Source organism: Flavonifractor porci, from assembly GCF_037572415.1.
GTDB lineage: Bacteria > Bacillota > Clostridia > Oscillospirales > Oscillospiraceae > Flavonifractor > Flavonifractor porci.
Window position 1 is genome coordinate 1 of record NZ_JBBHLB010000008.1, and the last position, 24,637, is coordinate 24,637.

Here is a 24,637-nt window from a genome sequence, read left to right on the forward strand (position 1 = left end):
ACGATGCCCTTGGAGGCGGCCCAGTTCACAGCGTCGGTGTACCACACGCCCTGTTCCACGTCGGTGAAAGCCAGGGTGGCCTCAGCCTTGGGCTGACCCTCCAGCCGCCACAGCATGGTGACCACCATGGCCCGGTTGGTGGTCATGAAGGGGGCAAAGGTGCTGGTGGAGGTGCCGTTCATCAGTTCCTTGTCATAGACATACTTTACGGCCTCATAGAACCAGTCGTTGGACTTCACATCGGTGAAGGGCAGGCCGGTGCTCACAGAACCGTCGTCCTTGGTGAAGGAGGCCTTTACGGTGACGGCAGAGGCAGGCATGGCAAAGGTGTACTTGCCGTCGCCCTTGTCGGTGAGCTTGACCTCGCTGCCGCTCTTGTCGGTAACGGTGAGCTTGTCCAGCTTATAGCCCTCGTCAGGCTTCACGGTCAGGGTAATGGTGAGGCCCTTGGAGGCGCGGGTACGGCTGGAGGTCACGGTACCGTTATCCGCCTTCTCCACGGTGATGGCGTAGGAGGTGGAGGGCGTGCTGCCAGAGTCCTCGATGGCCTGCATGGCATCCTCCAGAGCGGCTGCCGCGGCGGTCACCTCTTCCTTGGTGGCCAGAGGACTGGTGCTCAGAGCGCGGGCGTAGACCACAGCCTGGAACAGGTCGCCTTCCAGACCAGTGCTGGTAAAGCCCAGGCCCTTCTGGGACACGATTTCCTCCGCCTTGGCCAGCAGATCGTTCAGAGCGGTCTTATCCACAGCTTCATAAATCAGGAATTCCTGTACTTTGTAGACTGTACCGTTATTGCTGGCAACACCCTGCAGTTTGACATAGCGGGCGGAAACAGGGGCCTCCAGTGTGATCGTCTCTCTGGTTTCCTGATTATCGGTAATTTGCGCCGCCACATCCCAATTCTCTCCATCCATGGAGGTAAGGATCTGGAAGTTCTTGCCCACGCCGTTGGAGCGCCACTGGATCTCCACCTGGGAGATGGTGCGCGCCTGGCCCAGATCCACCGTCAGAGCGCTGTCGGCGTGGTCACCCTGCCAGTAGGAATAGAACTCAGAGGAGTTGTCATCGCTGGTGGTAAAGGCCTCGCCGTCAATAGCCTTCATGGCAATGCTGGTACGCTGTTCGCCGTCGTCATAGCTATCCCCGGAAGCATAGGACTTGCTGCCGGCAGCGGTATTCTGCGCCACATTTACCAGACCGTCATCGGCGCTGCCGGCCACCTCAGCTGCGGAAAGGGCCTTGTTATAGACCTTCAGGTTGGCTATCTGGCCGTGGAAGTCCTGCCCGATCTTCTCCAGCGGCAGCAGCACGGAGGAATACATGGTGGAAATCGCGCCAGGAGCCAGGCCATCCTGATCCGCTTTCTGAGACAGGAATGTGACCAGCTGACCATTCACATAGAGCCGGGTGGCCTGGAAGGTGCCGACAATGGTCACCTTGACCGAGGTGCCGTCAGTGGGAACCTTGTAGTTGAAGTCGCGGGTAAAGTAGTTGACATCGGCGCTCATATTGCCGTTGTGACCCGCGACCTGGATCCGGCCGTCATAGCCGGAGAAGAGGGAGGATTCTTCGGTGTTTGCAGCGCCGTCGTCCCCGGTGAGCTTCAGATCAAAGGACACTGTGTAGGGATAGGACATAGTCTTGAGGGGCGTTGTCAGCAGAGTATTGCCATCAAAGGCCAGCCAGCCATCCGTCACGGAACCGCCGGCCAGGGCGGCATCATAGCCGTTACCGCTGGCGTCATAGACGGTCTTACCGTCATCGGATACATTGGCAAAATCATAATCCAGCACCAGGGAGCTCTTGCTGTCAATCTCCATGGCGATCTGGGTACCAGGACCCTCAGCCAGACGGCTTGCCCGCAGTTCGTACTCAGTAAAGGTATCGTCCTCGTCTGTACCGTTCCAGGTCTTTTCGCTGACAATGGCAATGGCCCGCAGAACACGCTGGTGCACATCCCGCTCGGTCATGCCCTCCTGGCTCTGGTCGCCCCAAATCACGGCCTTGGCGCCCATCAGGTTGGGCTCACCCAGCAGGGGGTTGCCGCCGCCAAACATGGTGGGATTCCAGTCATAGAACAGGTACTCCGCGTTGGGCACATCCCGGCCACGGCGGCCCGGATTGCCGTACAGGAAGGCGTCCCGGGCGTTGATGACCTGATAGCCCTCCGCGGTTCGCTTGGCCGCATTGTCATAACCAGGGAACCAGATATCCAGCTGATAGTCCTCGGCCAGTTCAGCAGGCGTCTTGTCCAGCACTTCGCCGGCGGTGGAGAAGATGCCGGTCCCGGCGCCCCACATACGGACTTTGGTATCATCACCCAGGTTCGTCTGGATCACCTGGCGCATTGTGTCTGCAAACTTCACGAAGGCGGTAGAGGTATCTTCATTGTGTACCCAGTACTCGTCGGCGCCGATATGGACCACAGGTCCGTAAACGGCGGGCTCTTCACCCCGGGTATACTCGTCCCACAGGGTGGAGGCAAACTGGAAGGCCCGGGTCTTGTTTTCGCCGATCAGATCCAGCAGCTCCTGATAACCGGAGTTGCCGGTGGCAGTGGACGCCAGCATAGTGCCGCCGTCTCTCAGCCACGCAATATCATCCGGGTTTTCTTCCGCATATTTGTTGTAGAGCAGAGAGTGACCGGGCATATCCAGTTCGGTCATGACGTACATGCCCATGTCCTGACACATGGCCTCCAGTTCCCGCCACTGTTCCTTGGTGTAGGTGGGGTTACCCTGATAATCCTTGTTTTTGTTGTAGTAGTCCGCATTGACCAGTTCCTGCGGAATACCGGCGTGCTTGGTCTCAGAGATAAGGCTGGGGAAGGTTTCGCTCTCCAGGCGGTGGAAGCCGGAATGGGTTTCAAGTGTAGCGATGTTGCTGTTGCAGTTGTCGTTATCGCTGATGTGCAGATGATACTCGCTCATCTTGTACCACAGCATGATCTTGGCGTAGTCCTGCAGCTGCTGATAGCGGTAGGGCGTACGGGCCACATCCAGCATCAGTCCCCGGACCTCGTAGGCGGGATAATCCCGCATGATGCCCTTGGGGATGGCGCTGTGGGTCTCGTCCTGCCACAGGATCTGCTCGGCGGTGATGGTGCCGTACAGGCATCCGGTGTAGGTGGGGGCATAGATATGCAGGCCCTCATCATTGGTCACCATCAGGTAGCCTTCCTTACCCAGATCATAGGCGTTGGGATCGGTCAGAGACTCCAGATAAATGTCGTGGGGGCCGGTGGGCGCGGTCCCGGTCACCACCTCAAGGGTAATGCCGCAGATCTCTTCCACATCCGCCTTCATGTTGGCAGCAGCCTTTTCCAGACCCACGCCGGCGGCGTCATTGAGCACGATTTTGGAGTCGGCGGTCAGGGTAAAATTCCCCTCGTAGCCGTACCACTCCTGTACGGTGGGAATGACCTCCGGCTTATCATTGGGCTGGTCTACCACGGGGAACCAGGCGGCGGGATAGCTGTCGCTGTGGTCAGGGACGGTTACCGTCACGTTCTTTTCCGCGTAGTTTTCCTCATTGCCGTCCTGGCTGAGGCGAAGCAGCAGAGTGACATCCCGGGGACCGATGTTCCACTGACTGATCACACCGTCGTTGCTTACCACATTCTCCAGCTCGCTGCCCCGGACCATCAGGGTAGTGCCCTCCTTGGTCTCCGGAAGGGTGATGGCTTTATCTGCTTTGTCAGGGTTGGACACCGTAACGCCGGACAGGATTTCCTGCACATCCAGCGGCGGATGGCGGGTGGGATTGGTGCCCAGCACCTCGATCTCCGCGATATTCACATTATGTCCGCCGGGAGCCTGGGCATTGGTCTTGGTGATGTACATCCGCAGATAGCGACCCACCGGCTCCGCGCCCAGGGCCGGATTGGTCTTTGTGGTAATGGTGTCCCGGTTGGCCGCGGTATCGGCAATATTCTGGTCCGGGCCATTGGTCACAAAGGCGTTGGCTGAGGGGCGGTCTACGGTTGCCACCGTTTTCCAGGAACCTTCGTCCTCCGGAGTGTCGGTGGTCTGGATCACATAGTCCATGGCCCACACTTTAGCTTTGTAGGAAATGCGGATCTGCTCCAGAGTAGAGCCCGTGGCTCCAAGGTCGATCTGGATCCACTGATGGGTCTGCTTCACATCGTCCATGGAATTGTCACCAATAGTGAAGTTCTTCAGATCACCTGAATTCCACTTGCTGTCCATGCTGCCGTCCACCACATTGGCCGGAGAGGTGCCCTCGACGGAAGTGGAGGCTTCCGTGGGCTGGCCCAGCGCCAGATTCCAGGCATCCTCGCCCGGCTCCGGCTGAGGCTCGTCGGACGCTTTGTAGATGGAGATCTCCCGCAGGCACACATTGTTGCCCGGCGCGGCGGCGTTGGTCTTTTCCACATAGAAGCGCACATAGCGCTCCACCGCTGCGTCCTGCCCCAGGGCAGGCGAGGTGGTTTTGGTAATGGTATCGGTATTGGCGGCGGTCGCAGGCGTCCCATTGTTGGTTTCGTCCGCAATGTCCTGCCCCTCGCCGTTTTTGACCGCGCCGTCAAAGGGAACGCGCTCCACCCGGACCAGCGTGGCCCAGTCATCGCTGACGCCGTTGTCCGAGGAGGTCTGGATCTCATAGACCATGGGCCAGACCTTCATATTGTACCAGAGCTTGATGGCCTCAATGGCCACGGGCTCGGTCACATCCGCGCCCAGGTCCACCGTCAGCCATTGGGGCATCTGAGGCGCATCAGCGGTTGTTGGCCCATTTTTCATAGGGCCGGAGGCCCACTGCTTGGTTTGATCGGTAATACCGTCCACTGCATAATCCGCGGTGGGGTTATCTGAATTTTCTTCTGAAGAAACTGTGACCGCACAGCTTTCCGTTACCAGGTCCTCCAGATTGTCCGGCAGTTGAGGTCCTGCGGCCCATGCTGGAAGGGGCCCTGCCAGACTGATCACCATGGATGCGCTGAGCAAAAGACTGAGCGCTTTCTGCATGATCCTCATAAATATCATCCCTTTCTTCTGCTATGCTTCAATCAGGATCCTTTAAAGTTAAAAAATGTGGGGCTATTGTCTCTATAGCACCTTTTAGCGCCCCCTTTCCCGGCGGAAAGCCGCATTTTTATGCTCTTTGCACATTTCGTCCAATAATTTCCAGCCTCTATTCTTACAAAATGACCATTTATATTTAGTTTAGCACCAGAAATTTTGGCCGCAAGTATGATTTTTTATCATACTTCCACCCTCTGCCTCTACGAAGTCACACGGAACTCTTTTATGGGGCAGCAGCACTCGTACCTTATCCGTATCCTGCTCCTCGTACAAAACAGTTGTCCAAACATAAGAGAGCATGAGGCCAAGGCAAATGCCTTGGCCTCATGCTCTCTTAATGGAATCTCAGCCGGAGCGCACAGTTTATGTTCCGACATTCTCCGGATTTCTGTTTGCCCTTTCCGCCAATCAGCCGCCGATGGGGGTAGACAGGTTGGTCTTGAGTGCAGTGATCTGATCGGCAGTGAGCCCGATGCCGGTCAGGTAGTCCTCCGCGGCTTTCTGCAGGTCCACCTTGGACAGGTCGGCATCCTTCTCCAGGCCGGCCAGGTCACGGAGCATACCCACGGCCACCTCAGAGATCAGCTTATACTGCTCAGAGTTCTTCTCCACATGGTAGTAGTTCTCATAGGACACCATATAGTCGGCCACGATCTCTTTCTGGGAAGCGCCCATCAGGGCCTCCAGCAGGATGGCGGTAAAGCCAGCCCGGTCCTTACCCTCGGTGCAGTGGAAGGCATAGGGGCCCTTGTGAGCGATCATGAACTCCAGGCCGGTCTTGAGCTTTGCCCGGAAGTCGTCGGCCTTATAGTCCACGCCCATATTGAGGGCAATCACATTGCCCGCCTCATAGAGGCCCTTATAGTAGGGGGAATCAAAACCCTCGGCGGCAAAATAGCCCTGGATGGCCTTATCATCGTCAGCCAGGTTGACCACAGTCTTGACGCCGGCCTTTTCAATCAGGTCGTCGGCATAGGCGGCCCGGCCGATCTCGGGATTCACAGGGCTGCTGGTGCGGTAGAGTACGCCCTTGGCAATATCGCCCACGGTGATGGCACGGAAGTTGGCAAACACCTCGTCGGAGGCGTAGTCGCTCCGCTCATTGGTGCGCTCAAGCTGATGAGCCTGATACTGGCCCAGGTAACCGGCCTTCTCAGCCAGCGTGAAGGTGACAATGTCGCCTTCCTCCACCCCGTAGGTACCGGCAAAGTTGCCCATGTTGATGGCAACCACAAGGATGTCGCTCTCCTTGTTGTCACGCACCACACACTCGCCGGTGTTCACATCGCTGTAGGCGGTGCAGAAGGGGATCTCCATGCTCTGGCCGTTCACAGTCACATCCAGCACGTCGCCCAGCTCCAGGCCCGCGGTATAGAGGGTCTCGGGCTTGATGTCCAGGTCCAGGTTGCCGTATTTCTCGATGGCGGCCACGCTGCCCACCACGGGCGCCCGGCTTACATCATAGGTGTTGGCAAAGATAGCGCCGTTGACCACCCACACGTCAGAGAAGTCGGGCTTGCCGTCCTTGTTGGGGCAGACCAGGTAATCGCCGTAGCCGTGCTCGGAGACGGGATCGTTCACATGGAGCACATCGCCCCAGGCGGTGTTGACGGTGAGGCGCACGTCCTTGGGAACAAAGCAGGCAAAGTTGGTGTCGGGCTGAGCCTTGGTCTTCAGGTCGATAAAGGTATCCTTGGAGCCGGTGAAGTCCTCCGCCTTGAGGGCGGTGCCGTTGGCCTTGGTGTAGGTCTCCAGCACCTTGCTCAGCTTGGTGACCCACTGCTCGCCCACGGTGCCCTTGAGGACCACGCTCTCCCCGTCGTCAGTGGCGGTGTAGTCCACATTCTCCAGATCGTTGTGGAAGGTGGTATCCCTGGAGACCATCATGCCCTGAATGGTATACTCCGCCTTGCCCGTGAGGAAGAAGTCCTCGGCATGGGCCTTGATGTAGTCCTCGGCAGGGGTCTCAAAGGTGAGCTTGCCAAAGTTCATCAGGATCTGGGCCAGCTCGGAGCGCTGGGCAGTCCCGGTGGGATTGAGCTTATTCTGGCTGCCGGAGAGGATACCCAGCGCCACAGCCCGCTCCATGCCGCCCTTGGCCCATTCGGCCACAGAGGCGGCGTCAGCATAAGTGCTCAGGTCGGCATTGTCAGCCTGAGCGCCCTGGGCGTCGGCGTAGTCGGCAAACACCTTGCCCAACTCCTGCCGGGTCATGGCCCGCTCGCCGCCAAAAGCGCCCTGGCCCACGCCGGTAGTCAGGCCCTCATCCTCAGCCCAGGCAGCAGCGTCAGCGTACCACTGGTCGGAAACATCGCTGAAGGAAGCTGCCTCAGCCACGGCAGGACGGCCCGCCATATTGTACAGGGTCTGATAGACCATGCCCCGGGTCACAGTAAGAGAGGGACCGAAGGCATTGTCACCGGTGCCCTTCATGATCCCCTTTTCAGACACATAGGTGACAGCGGGTGCATACCAGGCATCAGAGGCCACATCGGTAAAGACGCGGGTATTTGCTTCGGCGGCCATGGCGGGGGCGGACACACCCAGCGTCATGGCGGCAGCCAGCGACAGGGAGAGGAGTTTTTTGCGTTCCTTCATTTTATACATTCCACCTTTCCACATTTGTATCCCCTTGCAGCTGGGATACATACTCTATGTGCCATAGTAGCAAAACTCCCGCAACAATACAAGTGCTTTCTGATATTGGCGCTTCAAATCTGAAGCCGGAAAATCCGTATGATTTCCCTCTGCTCCTCTATCATCCACCTTGTCGCTCTGATCCGTCTGGGTGGCCTATGATAAAAGCAGGGCGGAAGTTTAAACTTCCGCCCTGCTTTTTGAGGGAAAAATGCCTGTTGACAGATGCTTATTTCTCGCTCTCCACAAAGCGCATGAGGATGGTAGCAACCTCAGCGCGGGTGGCAGTGCCGGTGGGATCCAGCTTGCCGCCGTCCTTGCCGGACAGCAGGCCGGAGCCTACCGCCCACTCCATGGCCTCAGCGGCCCAGGAGGAGGTGTTGGCGCCGTCGGCGAAGGTGGTCAGATCGCCCTTGGCGGACACATCGTAGCCCTTGCTCTCAGCGTAGCGGTACAGGATGGTGGCCAACTGCTCACGGGTCACGGTGTCGTTGGGGGCAAACACGGTGTCGCTGTAGCCCTTGACGATACCCTTGGAGGCGGCCCAGTTCACAGCGTCGGTGTACCACACGCCGCTCTCCACATCGGTGAAGGACAGGGTGGCGTCAGCCTTAGGCTGGCCCTCCAGCCGCCACAGGATGGTGACGATCATGGCACGGTTGGTGGTCATGAGGGGAGCGAAGGTGGTGGAGGAAGTGCCGTCCATCAGCTTGTTGTCATAGACGTACTTCACAGCCTCATAGAACCAGTCGTCAGCCTTCACGTCAGTGAAGGGCAGGCCGGTGCTCACAGAACCGTCGTCCTTGGTGAAGGAAGCCTCCACAGTAACGGCAGAGGCAGGCATGGTGAAGGTGTACTTGCCGTCTCCCTTGTCGGTGAGCTTCACCTCATTGCCGTTCTTGTCGGTAACGGTGATGGTATCCAGCTTGTAGCCCTCGTCAGGCTTCACAGTCAGGGTAATGGTGAGACCCTTGGAGGCGCGGGTACGGCTGGAGGTCACGGTACCGTTATCCGCCTTCTCCACGGTGATGGCGTAGGAGGTAGATACGGTGGGCTCGTCAGGATCCACAGGGACGTCCTTTACATCCACAGGCATGACAGCCTCGTAGGTCTTGCCATTGTAGCGTACGGAGCCGCGGATATACTGGGTGTCTTCTGCGTTGGGATTGTAGGTGGTGCTGTCCCAGGTCACGTCGCAAGCCACACCGAAGCCGGTGGACAGCTCCAGAACCACCTGTTCAGGCAGGTTGAGCATCTCAAAGGAAGTACCGTAGTCCACGCCAAGGCTGGTGGGATTCACCAGCACATTGACCACAGTGGGTTCGTCGGACAGGTTGACGGTTACAGAAGCGGTAAGGTCCTCCGCGTTGAGGATGGCGGTACCGGACAGGTCCAGTGTGCCGGTCAGTTCCTGGGGCTCCGTGGAGGCAGCATCATAGCCCTCAGAGCTCCACTCCACGGGGAAGCGGAGGGAGGTGCCGTCGGACAGGGCAACTACGGCGCAAGCAGGCAGCTCCAGCTGGTCAAATGCGGTATTCAGCCGGCCGTAGGCCACGGAAGGCATCACGGCCTCCACCACCACGTCCTCAGGCTCGCCAGGATCGGTGGGGTCCAGGTTGCGGGTGCCGGTGACCTCCAGCTCTCTGAGGCCAATGGAGTCGCCGGCGGCAGCAGTGTTCAGGCCCGTATAATATACGCGGATATAGCGGGCGTCGGCCGGGATCGGATTCTCCAGTTCGCCGGTCAGATCGATGGTGTCGATCTGGTTGTCGGTGCCGTTGGTGCGCTGGCTGACGGAGTACACGGTGGTCCAGTCATCACCGTTGGTGGCGGAGAACTGGATCTCGTAGTCGGTGGGCCATACTCTGGCGTGATAGTAGGCCTTGATGCTGGTGATCTCACTTACCTTTTCGCCCAGGTCTACCACCACCCAGGCGGGGGTCTGCTGATCGCCCACCATGCCGTTGCCTTTCATAAAGTTGCTGCTCCAGCGCTCCTTGATGTCGGCGCTATCGTTGATGCCGTTGGTCACAACAGCCTTGTTGTCCTGGGGGGCGGTGGGCTGCTGCTCATAACCGGAGACCCACACCTCACCATTGAGGGCAAGGTTCTCCTCGTTGTCGGCCATCGTTACAGCATCAGCGGACTTGTTAACGGGGGCATTTACGGTGACGACAGCGTTCAAAACAAAGCCGCCGGGGTTGGACAGGCCGCCAGAGAGGTCATATGCTCCGGTAAAGGTATAGCGGCCGGCGGTATCAGCCTTATAGTTGTCACAGGTCCAGGTCACGGGGATCGTGACGGTCTTGCCGCCGCTGAGCACAACGTCCGCCTGGAAGGGCAGGCCCACCTTATCGATGGGGGTACCGTTGGGCACAGAGATGGCGATGGGGGTAGTGTCCGCCTCGTAGATGGCGGGGAAACGCAGGGGAGCGGTGCCCACAGGCACTTCGGCAGCGGAGCCGCCCTCTGCCAGGATCATCTCGGCAATGGCGGGAGCGGTACCGGGCTCCCAGTTCAGGCGGACGCCCAGCAGGGAGCCGTAGCCTGCGGTGGGGAAGGTGTTGACGCCCTTATCCAGAACGCCCACGGTGATCCACTGCTCCTCCAGGTTCTGAACCTGGACCTCAGCGCCGCAGATGGCGGAGGGGTCCTGGAGGATGGAGAGCTTTTCGTAGGTCTTGGGTTCGGAGATAAGGTACTGCAGGTAGCCGCCTTCCTCGCCCACTGCATCCAGGGTGAAGAAGGTGGACAGTTTGCCGTCCATGATGAGGTCGAACTCGCCCTCGGGGGTTCCGGAGAAGCCGCCGGCGGGGCCTTCCTGATCCAGGTTCTTGTTGACCTCCAGCTCGTTCATCTTGATCCAGCCTGCGCCCGTCTGGGTAATCTCGATCTTGATGTAGCGGCCGGACACGCCGTTGCCGTTGCAGGCATAGTAGCGATAGGGAGGATCCATGTCGGAATTATCGGCAAAGTTGCCGATAATAGTCCATTCGCCGTTGGGATCGCTGGCATCGCTGACGCTGATGCTGGTAAAGCGGGGGTGGTCGCCCTGCTCAGGGAAGAACAGCGTCACATCATACACAGGCTGCTTGGCGCCCATGTCGAAGATGATATACTGACCTTCGGTCTGCTTGGCGTTGGTCCACGCCAGGGTGCTGCGGTTGCCGTCCACGATATTGCTCCAGGAGCCCTGATGGAGGCCCATATTGGTGGATTCGTAGGTAAGGTCGGTCTTGATAAAGGCAGCCTTGGCGGAGATGGAGGGCAGGTCACTGGTAACGGGCGTATCGCCGTTGTTCACCAGGCGCACATAGCGCATGGTAGCGCTGCTCTCGGGGGCGCCGTCGGTCCAGATCACGCCGTTGGCGGAATACTGGAGGGTAATACCTTCAGGCAGAGCGCCGTCCAAAGTGATCTCGCTGACGCCCATGATCTCAGGCAGACGGATACCCACATATTCACGGTTGGCCAGGGTGACGCCGGGCATGGCGGACATGGTGTAGTAGCCGCCGTCCTCGATTACGGTGCCGGTAAGTTCGGTGTTGGTGTAGAAGAGACCCTTGTCTGTTTCCGGATCGGCGGCGGTCTCTACGGTGAACTCGCGCACGTCGGTCCAGTAGTCCGGCTTATCGCCGTAGCCGGTCTCCAGCAGGCGCAGGCGTACATAACGGGCGGCCAGGGAGAGATCGGACACCTGAATATCGCGGGAGTTGACCTTCTCGGTCAGGGCAGTCCAGTGCTGGCCGTCCACCGAGCACTCCAGCACGGCTTTGTGGAAGTAGTCGTGGTGGCTGGCGGTACGGCCCTGAAGCACATGGACGGAGTTAAGCTCCTTCACCGTGCCCAGGTCAATGCCGAAGTAGTCGCCAGCCTTCTGGTTGACGCCGAAGGCGGCAAACGTCTCGGGCTTGCCGTCAAACATCTTGTCAGACTCAGCGCTGGCCTGCATCTCCTTGCCGCCCAGGACGGCGTAGAAGGTAGGCTCTTTGTTCAGCCCGCCGGGGTTGAGCAGCGGCACGATTTCGTCGGTCACATAGTCCATGATCTTGGTCGCGAAGGGCTTGAGATACCGGCTGCCGGCTTTGGCGGTCACGGTATCATAGTTGGGAGTCTTGTAGTTGTCCCACTCATCCAGACCGATGCCCGCGGCGGAGTAGGCGGTCCATGCGCCGTCCAGGTTGCCGTTGCTGATGGCAATGGCGGCCTCAATCCCGCTCTTGGAGGCATTGACGACGCCTACCAGGGAGTTGAGCCAGGGAGTCAGTTCTGCCACCAGGTTCTTGTTGGCACAATCGGCCTTGAAGATCTGTACGGACGAAAGAATGTGGTCAAACTCGGCCAGAAGGGCCACGATTTCAGGGTCATCTGCTTTGGCCGTGCCTGCCAGGACTTTGGCCTGGACAGAATCCAGCGTATCCTTCAGATATTCAGACTCGGGGAAGCCCTGCTTGATGCGGCCGGAGTCGGGGCAGTTGGACACATTGCGGGCAATGGTCAGATAGGCGTCATAGACCTCAGGCTGAAGGTACTTGAAGCAGTCCTCCCAGAGGGTATCCATGTAGCTGGTGTAGTTGTCCCGGTTCCAGCCCCAGGAGAACATCTGGAAGTAGGCCACCTTGTTGGCCTCCGGGTAGTCCACGGGGTTGCAGATGATACCGGCCTGTCCGGTGATGTTGTCGGCATCGGCCAGATAGTGGCTGCTGACGCCCAGATAGATGCCGGCCTTGTCGTGCTCGGAGCAGGGATAGTTCAGCCAGGTCACGGGATAGTGCTCAGACTTTTCATAGGGCCAGCTGATATTGTCCTGGGTGATGGGGGAGTTGACGTCGGAGCCGGTCCAGTAGATGTAAATATCCTTGTCCAGGCCAGCTTTGTTCAAATCACTCAGTTCAGTTTTTCCGCTGGCCCAGCCCACATTGTAGCCGTTGGGGCAGTAAACGATGGGACGGCAGCCCTTCTCCTTGCGCCACTGGTTCATCTCGTTAAGGAGTTTGGCCACATCGGCAGGAGAACCGCTGTTGTAGTCGTCGTTGAGGATGTGGAAGCTGCGGACGCCCACGTTGTACAGCTGCTGGAACTTGGCTTTCAGTTTGGCTACATTGTCCAGATACTTCTGATAGGCAGCGCCGGCGTTGGGGTCGGTGCTGCAGCCGGCAAAGAAGTTGCCCTTACCGATGTGGACGGACCAGGTGTACTCCACGTGCATTTCCTTGCCCACTTCCACCAAGTGCTCGATTTGAGCGAGTTCCTCCTCTGGATACAGTTCATACCAGTGGTCCGAATGGTAGGGGTCCGTCTTGGATGCAAAGACATAGATATTGCCCTTTACATCCCGGATGGAGCGGATCTGGCTCTCACGGCCCGCATAGGTATGGCCGCCATAGAAGCCCTCGATGAAGCCGCGGAAGATGGTGTTGGAGTAGTCCTCGATCACTACCGGCAGGAATTTATTGCCGTAGAAGGAGGTAAACATCATCTGCAGGGTAGCCACGCCATAATAGACGGCATCCACGTTCTGGCCCTGGATGGTGATGATGCCATTGGGATTGGTACCGGCGTCGGCACGCAGCAGATAGGAGTCGTACTTGTGGACGGTACCGGGCTTATTGGCCGGATCAAACAGGTCAGGGTAAGCCTTCGGCTCGCCTGCCTGGCCGTCCACCAGGGCATTTTCTCCCTTGACGCCCAGCAGAATGTTGGTTTTGGCGGGATCAATGGCATCGCTCACGACCATGGTGCGGCCAAAGCGAGTCAGGATCTCTTCCAAAAAGTCCACGGTGTACTGGTCTACATTGGTGCTCTTTACCACGTTGACCTCTTTGGTCATGGTAAAAGAGCCGGTTCCGTACTCCACAGAGTGGGGCACGGGATAGATCTCATAGGCGTTGGGATCTTCTGAGTATCCCTCTGAGAGATCAACCGCTGGGGGAGGCAATGTGAGTTCCGTTTCCGCTGCAGCCGTTGGCAGAGGGCCTGTAAGGCCCAACGTCAGCGCCAGCGCCAGCAGCAGGCTGAGAACTCTGCCCATTTGTTTTTTCATTCAATTTCCTCCTTTTATCATGTACAAAAATCCTCGCCATTGATATGGCGGGGATTGATGCCTGGTTTACTTGTGCATTATGACCTGAAAAGCCTATTATTTTATATTGATGATTTTATGTTACTCCATATACTGCCTCTTGGAAAAGTATGAAATTTTATCATACTTTTATAGCGGTGCTACACGAGCGATGGCCGGAGACATTGTCCCCGGCCATCGTCTGGAAAGGAAGGAAAAATACGGGCGGTCTTACTCGGTCAAAAAACGCATGAGGATGGTAGCAACCTCAGCACGGGTGGCGGTGCCGGTGGGATCCAGCTTGCCGCCGTCCTTGCCGGTGAGCAGGCCGGAACCGATCGCCCACTCCATAGCCTCGGCGGCCCAGGAGGAGGTGTTGGCGCCGTCGGCAAAGGTGGTCAGATCGCTCTTGTCGGACACATCGTACTCCTTATACTCGGCGTAGCGGTACAGGATGGTGGCCAGCTGCTCACGGGTCACGGTGTCGTTGGGGGCAAACACGGTGTCGCTGTAGCCCTTGACGATACCCTTGGAGGCGGCCCAGTTCACAGCGTCGGTGTACCACACGCCGCTCTCCACATCGGTGAAGGACAGGGTGGCGTCAGCCTTGGGCTGGCCCTCCAGCCGCCACAGGATGGTGACGATCATGGAACGGTTGGTGGTCATGAGGGGAGCGAAGGTGGTGGAGGAAGTGCCGTCCATCAGCTTGTTGTCGTAGACGTACTTCACAGCATCATAGAACCAGTCGCCGGTCTTCACGTCAGTGAAGGGCAGGCCGGTGCTCACAGAACCGTCGTCCTTGGTGAAGGAAGCCTCCACAGTAACGGCAGAGGCGGGCATGGTGAAGGTGTACTTGCCGTCTCCCTTGTCGGTGAGCTTCACCTCATTGCCGTTCTTGTCGGTAACGGTGATGGTATCCAGCTTGTAGCCCTCGTCAGGCTTCACAGTCAGGGTAATGGTGAGACCCTTGGAGGCGCGGGTACGGCTGGAGGTCACGGTACCGTTATCCGCCTTCTCCACGGTGATGGCGTAGTTTGTTCCAGAGCTGAGAATGTCCCACTTGGCGTACAAGGTCATATCCTCATTTACAGGATCACTGAAGTTCCACTGGACGGTGCAGTCCTCATTGGTATACCAGCCGGAGAAAACATAGCCGTCCCGGGTGGGATCGGCAGGCTGCGGTACCGGGCTGTTGGCTACTACAGTCTGGGCGGGTACGTTGCTGCCGCCGGTACTCTCAAATACAACCGTTTTATACTCCAGATCCAGCAGTTTCAGCCCTTCGATGGCTGCCATAATATCCTCATTGGTTGCCATGGAGTCTTTCTTTACCGCCTGAGCAAAAATCAGGGCATCATATGCCTTCCGGCCTGCACCGTTACTGGCAAAGGTCAAGCCCTTGTCGGCGGCTTTCTTGGCCGCATCCGCAAGCAGCGTTTCGGTCAATGCGCTCTTGTCCACAGCTTCATAAACCAAAAATTCCTGGATGATGTACTGTTTCGCAACGCGCTTTACACCCTGCATTTTGACATACTGTGCGGAGACCGGTGTATTCAGCGTCACATGGCTTACGCCATTGCTGTCTTTATCCAGACTATCCGCGGTATAAACCGTGGTCCAGGTTTCTCCATCTTCAGAAACTTCGATGCGATACTGTTTGGCATAGCCGTTTGCTTTCCACTGAATATCAAACGCGCTTACCTCACGCTTTTGTCCCAGATCCACCAGCAGGAAGCTGTTGTCGTTCATACCATACCAGCAGGAGCTGATCTCAGAATTCCTGTTGGTGTTTCCTTCGTCTGCCGGATTTGTAAAATCAAAGCCGTCGCCATCCACAGCCTTGGCCGCATAATAAATTCGGTTCTGGGTACCGTCTTGTCCGACTGCCTGATAGCTGGTAGCGCTGTTATCCTGCGCCACGTTGACCAGAGTATCTCCCTGGGTCAGCCCAGCCTCAGCGGCGATCTCCTCAGCGGAGAGGGCCTTGTTGTAGACCTTAATATTTGCCAGACTACCGGACAGGTTCTCGCCAATTTTCTCTACAGGCAGAACAAAAGAAGAAAATACGCGGTCCATACTGTTGGGCGGGAAAGTGGCAACGTCCGGTTTCGTTCGGGAGAGAACCGTTTCAAGCTTGCCGTCCACATACAATTTCGTGCCATGCATGGTACCCACCAGAGTGATGTTGACGGCCTGATCGGCGGGGATCTGATACTTGAAATCACGGGTGAAATAATTCACATCGCCGCTCAGATTCCCGTTGTAGCCGGCAGGCTGGAGCCGTCCGTCATAGCCGGAGAACAAATTGGCATCATTTACAGCATTATTGTCGTCATAGGTAGCGGCATTTGCAGCGATATCTGCCCCGGTTAATTTCAGGTCGAAAGACAGCGTATATGGATAGGCCAGAGTCCGTACGGGAGTCTCCATCAGGCTGCTGCCGTCGAAAGTCAGCCATCCATCCTTTACGGTACCGCCAGTCAGCGTAGCGTCGTAGCCGTTGCCGCTGGCATCATAAACGACTTTGCCATCCTTGGAAACATTGCTGAAATCATAGTCCAGTACGAGTGCGCTCTTGCTGTCAACTTCCATGGCGATCTGGGTACCGGGGCCTTCCGCCAGTTCATTGGCCCGCAGTTCAAATTTCTGGAAGGAGACGTCATCCTGAGTCCCGCCCCAGGTCTTCTCGGAAGTGGTTGGAATAGCACGCATGATGCGCTGATGCACGTCCAGCTCGATCATGCCCTCCTGGCTTTCATCGCCCCAAACACAGGTCTTGCCACCCAGAAGGTTGGGGTCGCCCACCAGCAGCTTGCGCTCATTGAATACAGTGGGATCCCAGTTATTATAGATGTACTCGGCATTCAAGATGTCGCGACGGTCCCGAGCAGGATTGCCGTACATAAAAACGCCTTCGTTGTTTATGATCTTGAAGCCCTGGGCAGAGCGCTTGGCAGGGTCGTCACGGGTGGGAGAACTCCACATCTCGATCTGATAATAAGGCGCCAAATCGATCAGGTCTTCATCCGGAATACCCATCTCGCCAAGAGAAGCCCACATACGGACCTGCCCACTCTTGCCATTCTTTACAAGCGTTTGGCGCACGGTCTCAGCAAAATTGATAAAAGCTTCTCCGGTGCCTTCCTGCTTATCCCAATATTCGTCGGCGCCGATATGAACCAGATCTCCCTGGAACACAGGGTCGTCTCCTCTGGTATACTCATCCCACAATGTGGTAGCAAACCGAAGGGCCCGTCCAGCGTTGGGACCGGTCAGATCCAACAGTTCCTTTTCTGTTGCATTGCCGGTACCACCCTCCAGCCAGCCGATGTTGTCGGGATTCAATTCCGCGTACCGGTTATAGACCAGGGAATGGCCGGGCATATCCAACTCGTTGAGGATAAATATGCCCAGATCCGCGCTGTATTCCTGGAAAGCCTTCCACTCCTCCTGGGTGTAGTGAGGGATGCCATAGACCTGCTCAAAATACTCTGTAGCGGTCTGCTCGATAGTGGCAGATTTCTTGACCTCGGAAGTCAAGCTGGGGAATTCTTTGCTCTCCAGTCTGTGGAAGCCCTCAAAATCCTCCGGATGATCGTTGGCCTGGGCATCCTTGACGGAACGGTTGTCCGCCAGGTGGGCATGGAACTCGTTCATCTTATACCACAGCATGATTTTGCTGTAATCATACAGCAGGTCCAGCCGGTAATCCGTACGGGCAAGGTCCAAGAAGACGCCCCGCACCTCGTAGGCAGGGAAGTCCCGGATCACGCCCATGGGGATGGAAACATGGTCCTCCGCCAGCCACAGCATCTGCTCGGCGGAAATGGTGCCGTACAGGCAGCCTACATAGGTGGAGCTGTAGATCTTCAGACCGCTCTCATCAGTGACCAGGATATAGCCTTCCTCGCCGGTCTGGTATACATCCTCGGCCTGGGATTCGATGTAGATATCGTTGGGACCGGCGGTGGTGCCGTTCTCCACGGTCAGGGTGATGCCGCTGATCTCCTTCACGTCCTCCACCATATTGGCGGCCACCTTGTCCAGGCCCACATTGGCGGCGTCATTGAGCACGATCTTGGAGGTCTCGGTCAGGGTAAAGCTGCCGTCATAGCCGTACCACTCCTGCACGGAGGGCACGATGCCAGGCCGGGGATTGTCGCCCTGGGTCTCAAACCAGCCGGTCCCGGCGTATACGTCACTGCCGCTGTGATCGGGGATGGTAACAGACAGGTTCTTCTGGGCGGTATCAGCCGGATCGTTATCATTCGTCATCTTCAGCAGCAGAGTAACTTCCCGGTCACCGATATTGGTGCCCAGAATGGTGCCGTCGTTGGTCACGATCTGCTCCAGCTCGCTGCCCGCCACAGACAGAGTAAAGCCCTCGGGAACCTCAGGCAGGGGGATCTCAGTGTCGGTGACCTGTACTTCAGGCATGGCGGTGATCTTGTCCAGCTCGTCCTGAGCCGTCGTAGGCGGCGCATAATCGTTGGTCCCCATGATCTGGATCTCAGCAACATTCAGATTATTTCCCGGAGCCAGATCATTGACCCGGGTGCAGTAGAAACGCACATAGCGCTGCAGTTCCGTCTTATCCAGCTTGGGCGTGCTGGTAGTCGTCAGCGTATCGCGGTAAGCAGATACGTCGGCAATATTCTGCCCTTCGCCCTGGGTGAGAAGGGCATTTGCCGGAGCCCGCTCTACCTTGGCTACAGGCTCCCACTTGGCATCTGCGTCGTTGGTGGCAGAAGTCTGGATCTCATATTCCGTGCCCCAGACTTTATTGTTCCGCCATTGGATCACAATGCTGGACACAGTGGAGGTCTTGGCCTTCAGATCGATCACAGCCCAGACCGGGGTCTGCTCCTGGGAAGGATCCGTGCCGGTTTTCATGTCCTCCGTAAGCCAGCCGCCGGCTGCAGGATTTGTATTATCATCGGTCAGTTCACTGCCTCCGGTACCTCCGGATACAGCTACATCACAATCGAGCGCAAGATTGCGCTCGGTCAGTTTGGGCTCTCCCTCCGTTTGGATGAAGTCCTCCTCTGTAGAGGTGGGAACGACCTCCTCCGGCTCCGCTGCCAGCACGCTCAGCGGCAGACACCCGATCAGCATCATCAGGACTAAAAGCATACTGAGCAATCGCCGGCTCCATGTTCTTTCCATATTCTTCCCTCCTGGTAGAATGTCATTTGTTAATCAAGACGGGACATGAGGTAAATAGGAATCTCTGCAATGATTTTGTCTTTACGCTCCGGCTCTGAACGGCTTGATCTATATGTTCACCTCCGTTACAAACCAAATAGTCTATATTTAGTTTATCACGGTAGCTCATGGCTGCAAGTATGATTTTTTATCATACCTTTGATAGCATATAATATTTTTTCACATTAGACCGCAGATGAAAGTTTCTTTAAAGCAGAAAGGCACCTTTCTTTTGGACCTCTTCTGGCTTTATTGGAATCTGGTTCTATATATGATATAATTTTTTTGCAATTCCCGCGTGAAGTTAAAACAAATTACTTTTATGAGGTACAAAATGAAACAACAAGATCGAGCCATACGTATGAAAAACCGAATTCACGCTATTGGCTATCAGGAGTTCGGGCAGAAAAATTATTCCGCAGTTTCTACAGATGAACTTTGTAAAAAAGGCGGGTTTTCAAAAGGCTCTTTATATCATTATTATAAAAGCAAAGATGAGCTATATTTGGCACTAGCAAAGGATTGTTTTCAACGCATCATTGACTATTTAAAACAGAACCTGGATCAATCCCAGTCTGCCGAGGATATGGTGGTTCAGTATTTCCGCCATCGTATGGAGTATTTTTCAACCTACCCTGACCTACAGGCTCTGTATTATCAAATTATGACATCCCCACCTCTACATCTTGCGGATGAAGTTGCCAAGTTGAAAGCGCCATATATCTCTTATAATTGCAGCATCCTCGATCGGTATATTCAGACACAGAAACTGCGACCCGGTATTAGTAAGCAGGAGGCATTGAACTTTTTCTTATTTTGCCAAGACTACGTAAATCGCTCTGTTCTGGCCAAATATAGGGGTTCCGAGAATAATTATATCTGTGATGAGTTATGTGTTCATTGGATGAATATTTTCCTTTATGGCATATTAGACGCATCCCACCCAACGTAAGGCTGATAAAAAATGGCCACCATTACGATATTCATCACATATCTAATATACAAGGCTCTGTAAATATGGCTCTCTTTTGATGCAAAAATGGACAGATACGATCCGCCCTGTTGATATGGATATAAGAGATGTTTGTTGCCCATTTGCTGTTGGGTCTGTCTGCATAAACCTTCCTGTTCAGAGGATTCTTGTATTTGCGGCCCTGATGTCCCATCTGCCTCCATTTCTTCTGCCGAATTTCAGACAGCAGATCGTACTTCTTTCCAATCCGTAGCAGCGTTTCTACATAGAAATACCCCCTGATGTAGTCTACTTTCCTACATCAGGGGGTATTTTATCACTGTCTGTTTTACTGGTTCAGTTTATTGGGGGGGTGGGGCAACTCTCAGGGCTCCTTCATGGCAGGGCGTCAAAATCCGCCCAGAAGGCGATCTTACCCGCTCCCCTGCCCCGGCATAGGTTGTAAAACCAGCTGCCCCGATCATAAAGTTGCAAATGGTATGTTCCTTGAGAAAGGCCATCAGTCGGCACTTGGTCCACGTCTCCTGTCCGGACAACTCTGGATGGGCATGGAGTTCATGACTCAAAGCGACCGCCAAATTGAGTTCTTTCTCGTTCACTGGTCCTTCGCCTTTTCCTTTTTCTCCTCATCCGGCTGGTCAAGCACCTGCACCCGGATCTCCAGCACCCGCCGGTGATCCACCTTGATAACGGTGACGTCCAGGCCGTCGGAGGTGAAATGGTCCCCCTCCTCGGGGATACGGCCGATCTGCTCCATAACCCAGCCGGAGATGGTATTGGCATCACACTCGCCCTTGATGGAGAACAGGTCGAACAGATCGGTCAGGTCAGCTGAGCAGGAGATCAGGTAGCTGCCGTCCTCCTGCTTCTTGAACTCCTCTATGACCTCGTCGTGTTCGTCCCAGATCTCGCCCACCAGTTCTTCCACGATATCCTCCAGGGTCACCAGACCCTCCGTGCCGCCGTACTCATCCACCACGATGACCATGTGAGCCTTCTCCCGCTGGAGGATACGCAGCAGCTCAGAGATCTTTGTGTTGCCGGTGGTATACAGCATGGGGCCGGTGATCGCCTTCACATCGGTCTGGCCGCGGTAGCGGGCGGCGTGGAAATCTTTCTCATGGATCACACCAATAATATCATCAATGTCCTCGTGGTACACCGGCAGTCGGGAGTAGCCGCTTTCGGCGAAGGCCTGGGCAATCTCATCCATGGAGTCGGTGTCCTCCACCGCCACGATATCCACACGGGGAGTAAGGATCTCATCCACTTCCATATCGTTGAACTCGATGGCGGAACGGATGAGTTTGCTCTCATGCTGGTCCAGTCCACCCTCACTCTCGGCCTGATCCACCATGGTTACCAGTTCCTCTTCCGTGATGCCGCTGTCGCCTTCCTTATGGAACACCTTGGACAACAGCTTTTTCAGCAGGCTGAACAGGAAATTCACCGGGGTGAGGATGACCATCAGGATACGCATGATGGGAGCGGAGAACATAGCAAAGCTCTCCGGGTACTCCTTGGCCAGGCTCTTGGGGGAAACCTCGCCAAAAATGAGCACAACGATGGTGATAACCGCGGTGGAGATCACTGCGCCGTTCTGCAGCCGCAGGCCCTCAGTAAAAAACACGGTGGCCAGAGAGGAGGCAGACAGGTTGACAATATTGTTGCCCACCAGAATGGTGGAGAGCAGGTTATCGTACTGGTCCACCAGCTTGAGCGTCATGGCTGCCCGGCGGTTACCGGCATCAGCCTTACTTTTCAGGCGGATGCGGTTGAGAGAGGTAAATGCAGTCTCCGTAGCGGAAAAGAAAGCGGAAAGCATCACCATGAAAATCAAAATCACGATCATGGTCAAACTCGAACTGTCAGGCATAGGAAAATCATCAACTCCAATGTTCAAAATGTGTGGAACGCGCAAAAGGACAACCCTATCCCCTGCTCAGGGTAAGGCTGTCCTGTTCCACATGGTCTGTTTTACAGTTGTTACTGGGCGGAGGTTCGTCCACGAGGGCTCACCGTCTCCTTTATCGTTTATTGTTGCATAGTATACCATAGCGTTCCACAAATTGCAAGAAGCTGAGTACAGAAAAAGCGCCCTGCCTTTTGGCAGGGCGCTTTTTTAGGTGAAATTACACCAGCTGCACGATGGCCATCTCGGCGGCATCGCCGCGGCGGGGGCCGATCTTGACCACACGGGTGTAACCGCCGTTACGGCTGGCATACTTGGGGCCCAGCTCGTCGAAGGTCTTCTTGGCCACGTCCTCCTTGGTCAGGTAGGCCAGCGCCTTGCGGTAATTGGCCAGGTTGGGGTTCTTGGCCAGGGTGATCATCTTCTCGGCCATGGGAGCAACTTCCTTGGCACGGGCATAGGTGGTCTTGATCTGACCATTCTCCAGCAGATAGGTGGTCATGGCGCGCAGCATGGCGATGCGCTGATCAGTGGGCTTGCCCAGCTTACGGTTGTGAGACATGAAATCCAACTCCTATCGGATGTTCGCCAAGGCGAACTCCACAATTTAAATTCGTCCGGGGGGGATATCATCCCCTGAAGAGAGCGCCTTGCGGCCTGCGGGTCCGGGAGGGGACGTTACGTGCCCCCGAGCCGCTCTCCTCACTGGCCTCAGTTTTCCTCGTCGGCCAGGCGCAGGCCCATCATGGCCAGCTTGTTGATAACCTCTTCCAGGGACTTACGGCCCAGGTTGCGCACCTTCATCATCTCGTCCTCGGTCTTGGAGATCAGATCCTCCACCGTGTTGATGTTGGCGCGCTTGAGGCAGTTGAAGGAACGGACGGACAGGTCCAGCTCCTCGATGGTCAGCTCCAGCACCTTATCCCGCTGGGCCTCAGCCTTCTCCACCACCGTGGACTTGGAGCCCATGGTCTCAGAGAGATCGGTGAAGAGGACAAAGTGGTCGCACAGGATACGGGCGCCCAGGCTGACGGCGTCCCGGGCGGTGATGGTACCGTTGGTCCATACCTCTAGGGTCAGCTTATCAAAGTCGGTCTGGTCGCCTACACGGGTAGGTTCCACCGTGTAATTGACCTTCCGCACCGGCGTGTAAATGGAGTCCACCGGGATCAGACCGATGATGGTCTGGGCCGGCTTATTCCGGTCGGCGGGGACATAGCCCCGGCCATGGGACAGGGTCAGCTCCATGTTGAGGCTGGCGTCCGGCCCCAGAGTGGCGATGTGAAGATCCGGATTGAGGATCTCCACCTCGCCGTCGGCCTTGATGTCGCCGGCAGTGACTTCGCACTCACCGCTGGCTTCAATATAGACCGTTTTCACGCCCTCGGAGTGGAGCTTGGCAATGATGCTCTTCACATTGAGGACGATCTCGGTGACGTCCTCCTTCACTCCGGGAATGGTGGAAAACTCGTGCTGCACGCCGGCGATCTTGATGGAGGTAACCGCCGTGCCGGGCAGGGACGAGAGCAGGATGCGGCGCAGGGAGTTACCCAGCGTGGTACCATAGCCACGCTCCAGGGGCTCCACGACATATTTGCCGTAGGAGCCGTCGCCGGGATTCTCCACACATTCGATGCGGGGCTTCTCGATTTCTACCATGTGTTACCCTCCTTTTCGCGGCGGCGGACTCTGTCCGCCGCCTTATACAGCTCACCAATAATCGAGGGTACAAGCACGATTACTTGGAGTACAGCTCGACGATGAGGTGCTCCTCGATGGGCAGATCCACGTCCTCGCGGGCGGGGAGCGCAACCATCTTGGCCACCAGGTTGTTCTGGTCAAAGTCCAGCCACTTGGGGGCGGGACGGGAGCCGTTGGCCTCCAGAGAAGCCTTGAACTTCTCCTTGCTCCGGCTGGTTTCCTTCAGAGCGATCACTTCGCCGGGCTTGACCAGGTAGGAGGGGATGTCCACGCGGTGACCGTTGATGGTGAAGTGGCCGTGACGGACCAGCTGACGAGCCTCAGGACGGCTCATGGCGAAGCCCAGACGATAGATCACGTTGTCCAGGCGGGTCTCCAGGATGGACAGCAGATTGTCACCGGTCACGCCCTTGCGGGCGGCGGCCATCTCGTAATACTTGCGGAACTGGCTCTCCAGCACGCCGTAGTAACGGCGGGCCTTCTGCTTCTCACGCAGCTGCATACCATACTCGGACAGCTTCTTGCTGCGGCCCTGGTTGTGCATACCAGGGGCAAAGGGACGGCGCTCCATGGCGCACTTGTCGGTGTAGCAGCGGTCGCCCTTCAGGAAGAGCTTCTGGCCCTCTCTGCGGCACTGGCGGCAGACTGCTCCGGTATATCTAGCCATAATTCGTACTCCTCCTTCTCTTACACGCGGCGGCGCTTAGGCGGACGGCAGCCGTTGTGGGGAATGGGGGTCACGTCCTTGATCAGGGTGACCTCCAGGCCCACGGCCTGCAGGGCGCGGATGGCAGCCTCACGGCCGGCGCCGGGGCCCTTCACGTACACCTCCACGGTCTTCAGGCCGTGCTCCATGGCAGCCTTGGCGGCGGTCTCGGCAGCGGTCTGAGCGGCGAAGGGGGTGGACTTGCGGGAGCCGCGGAAGCCCAGACCGCCGGAAGAGGCCCAGGACAGGGCGTTGCCCCCCATATCGGTCACGGTGACCATGGTGTTGTTGAAGGAAGAGCGGATATGCACCTGGCCCTTTTCAACGTTCTTGCGCTCGCGGCGCTTACGGATAACTTTCTTACCCTTGGTAGCGGTAGCCATGTGTTTCTCCCTCC

10 protein-coding genes are annotated in these 24,637 nt (G+C 56.7%); 1 reads left to right on the forward strand and 9 read right to left on the reverse strand.

Annotated features, from left to right (window positions below; all coding sequences use genetic code 11):
• The 4 genes from WHJ28_RS08380 to WHJ28_RS08395 all read right to left on the reverse strand — a co-directional run.
• The coding region (locus WHJ28_RS08380; RefSeq protein WP_340041539.1) for a discoidin domain-containing protein at positions 1 to 4,997 on the reverse strand (4,997 nt) is incomplete at its 3' end.
• Between the two features lie 456 nt (positions 4,998 to 5,453).
• Entirely contained in the window at positions 5,454 to 7,643 is a 2,190-nt protein-coding gene (locus tag WHJ28_RS08385) for an S-layer homology domain-containing protein (protein WP_340041541.1), read from the reverse strand.
• 268 nt (positions 7,644 to 7,911) lie between these two features.
• Positions 7,912 to 13,725 carry a beta-N-acetylglucosaminidase domain-containing protein gene (locus WHJ28_RS08390; protein WP_340041543.1) on the reverse strand — a complete coding sequence of 1,938 codons (5,814 nt, stop codon included), beginning with the start codon at positions 13,723 to 13,725 and terminating at the stop codon, positions 7,912 to 7,914.
• 249 nt (positions 13,726 to 13,974) lie between these two features.
• Positions 13,975 to 18,909, reverse strand: coding sequence for an S-layer homology domain-containing protein (locus tag WHJ28_RS08395; RefSeq protein ID WP_340041546.1), 4,935 nt, complete (start codon positions 18,907 to 18,909; stop codon positions 13,975 to 13,977).
• Between the two features lie 373 nt (positions 18,910 to 19,282).
• Between WHJ28_RS08395 and WHJ28_RS08400 the strand changes: the two genes are divergently transcribed.
• The gene (locus tag WHJ28_RS08400) at positions 19,283 to 19,900 is read left to right on the forward strand and encodes a TetR/AcrR family transcriptional regulator (protein WP_340041548.1); all 618 of its coding nucleotides are present in this window, start codon (positions 19,283 to 19,285) and stop codon (positions 19,898 to 19,900) included.
• A 616-nt stretch (positions 19,901 to 20,516) separates the two neighbouring features.
• On the opposite strand, the gene WHJ28_RS08405 is transcribed toward WHJ28_RS08400, so the two are convergent.
• The 5 genes from WHJ28_RS08405 to rpsK form a co-directional block, all read right to left on the reverse strand.
• Entirely contained in the window at positions 20,517 to 21,797 is a 1,281-nt protein-coding gene (locus tag WHJ28_RS08405) for an HlyC/CorC family transporter (protein WP_340041550.1), read from the reverse strand.
• A gap of 256 nt (positions 21,798 to 22,053) precedes the next feature.
• Positions 22,054 to 22,395, reverse strand: a complete 342-nt coding sequence (gene rplQ, locus WHJ28_RS08410) for a 50S ribosomal protein L17 (RefSeq protein WP_340041552.1) — start codon at positions 22,393 to 22,395, stop codon at positions 22,054 to 22,056.
• Positions 22,396 to 22,544: 149 nt separating this feature from the next.
• Positions 22,545 to 23,492 carry a DNA-directed RNA polymerase subunit alpha gene (locus WHJ28_RS08415; RefSeq protein ID WP_340041554.1) on the reverse strand — a complete coding sequence of 316 codons (948 nt, stop codon included), beginning with the start codon at positions 23,490 to 23,492 and terminating at the stop codon, positions 22,545 to 22,547.
• Positions 23,493 to 23,571: 79 nt separating this feature from the next.
• Positions 23,572 to 24,201 (reverse strand): 30S ribosomal protein S4, encoded by a 630-nt coding sequence (gene rpsD / locus WHJ28_RS08420; protein WP_340041557.1) that lies wholly within the window; start codon positions 24,199 to 24,201, stop codon positions 23,572 to 23,574.
• A 20-nt stretch (positions 24,202 to 24,221) separates the two neighbouring features.
• The gene (rpsK, locus tag WHJ28_RS08425; RefSeq protein ID WP_007494608.1) at positions 24,222 to 24,623 is read right to left on the reverse strand and encodes a 30S ribosomal protein S11; all 402 of its coding nucleotides are present in this window, start codon (positions 24,621 to 24,623) and stop codon (positions 24,222 to 24,224) included.
• Positions 24,624 to 24,637: the final 14 nt, after the last annotated feature.

What these genes read in the sequence shown, in the direction of transcription:
- WHJ28_RS08390 (WP_340041543.1), bottom strand. Translation starts at nt 13,725, where the DNA reads ATGAAAAAACAAATGGGCAGAGTTCTCAGCCTGCTGCTGGCGCTGGCG.
- rplQ (WP_340041552.1), bottom strand. Translation starts at nt 22,395, where the DNA reads ATGTCTCACAACCGTAAGCTGGGCAAGCCCACTGATCAGCGCATCGCC.
- WHJ28_RS08405 (WP_340041550.1), bottom strand. Translation starts at nt 21,797, where the DNA reads ATGCCTGACAGTTCGAGTTTGACCATGATCGTGATTTTGATTTTCATG.
- WHJ28_RS08385 (WP_340041541.1), bottom strand. Translation starts at nt 7,643, where the DNA reads ATGAAGGAACGCAAAAAACTCCTCTCCCTGTCGCTGGCTGCCGCCATG.
- WHJ28_RS08400 (WP_340041548.1), top strand. Translation starts at nt 19,283, where the DNA reads ATGAAACAACAAGATCGAGCCATACGTATGAAAAACCGAATTCACGCT.
- rpsK (WP_007494608.1), bottom strand. Translation starts at nt 24,623, where the DNA reads ATGGCTACCGCTACCAAGGGTAAGAAAGTTATCCGTAAGCGCCGCGAG.
- WHJ28_RS08395 (WP_340041546.1), bottom strand. Translation starts at nt 18,909, where the DNA reads ATGGAAAGAACATGGAGCCGGCGATTGCTCAGTATGCTTTTAGTCCTG.
- rpsD (WP_340041557.1), bottom strand. Translation starts at nt 24,201, where the DNA reads ATGGCTAGATATACCGGAGCAGTCTGCCGCCAGTGCCGCAGAGAGGGC.
- WHJ28_RS08415 (WP_340041554.1), bottom strand. Translation starts at nt 23,492, where the DNA reads ATGGTAGAAATCGAGAAGCCCCGCATCGAATGTGTGGAGAATCCCGGC.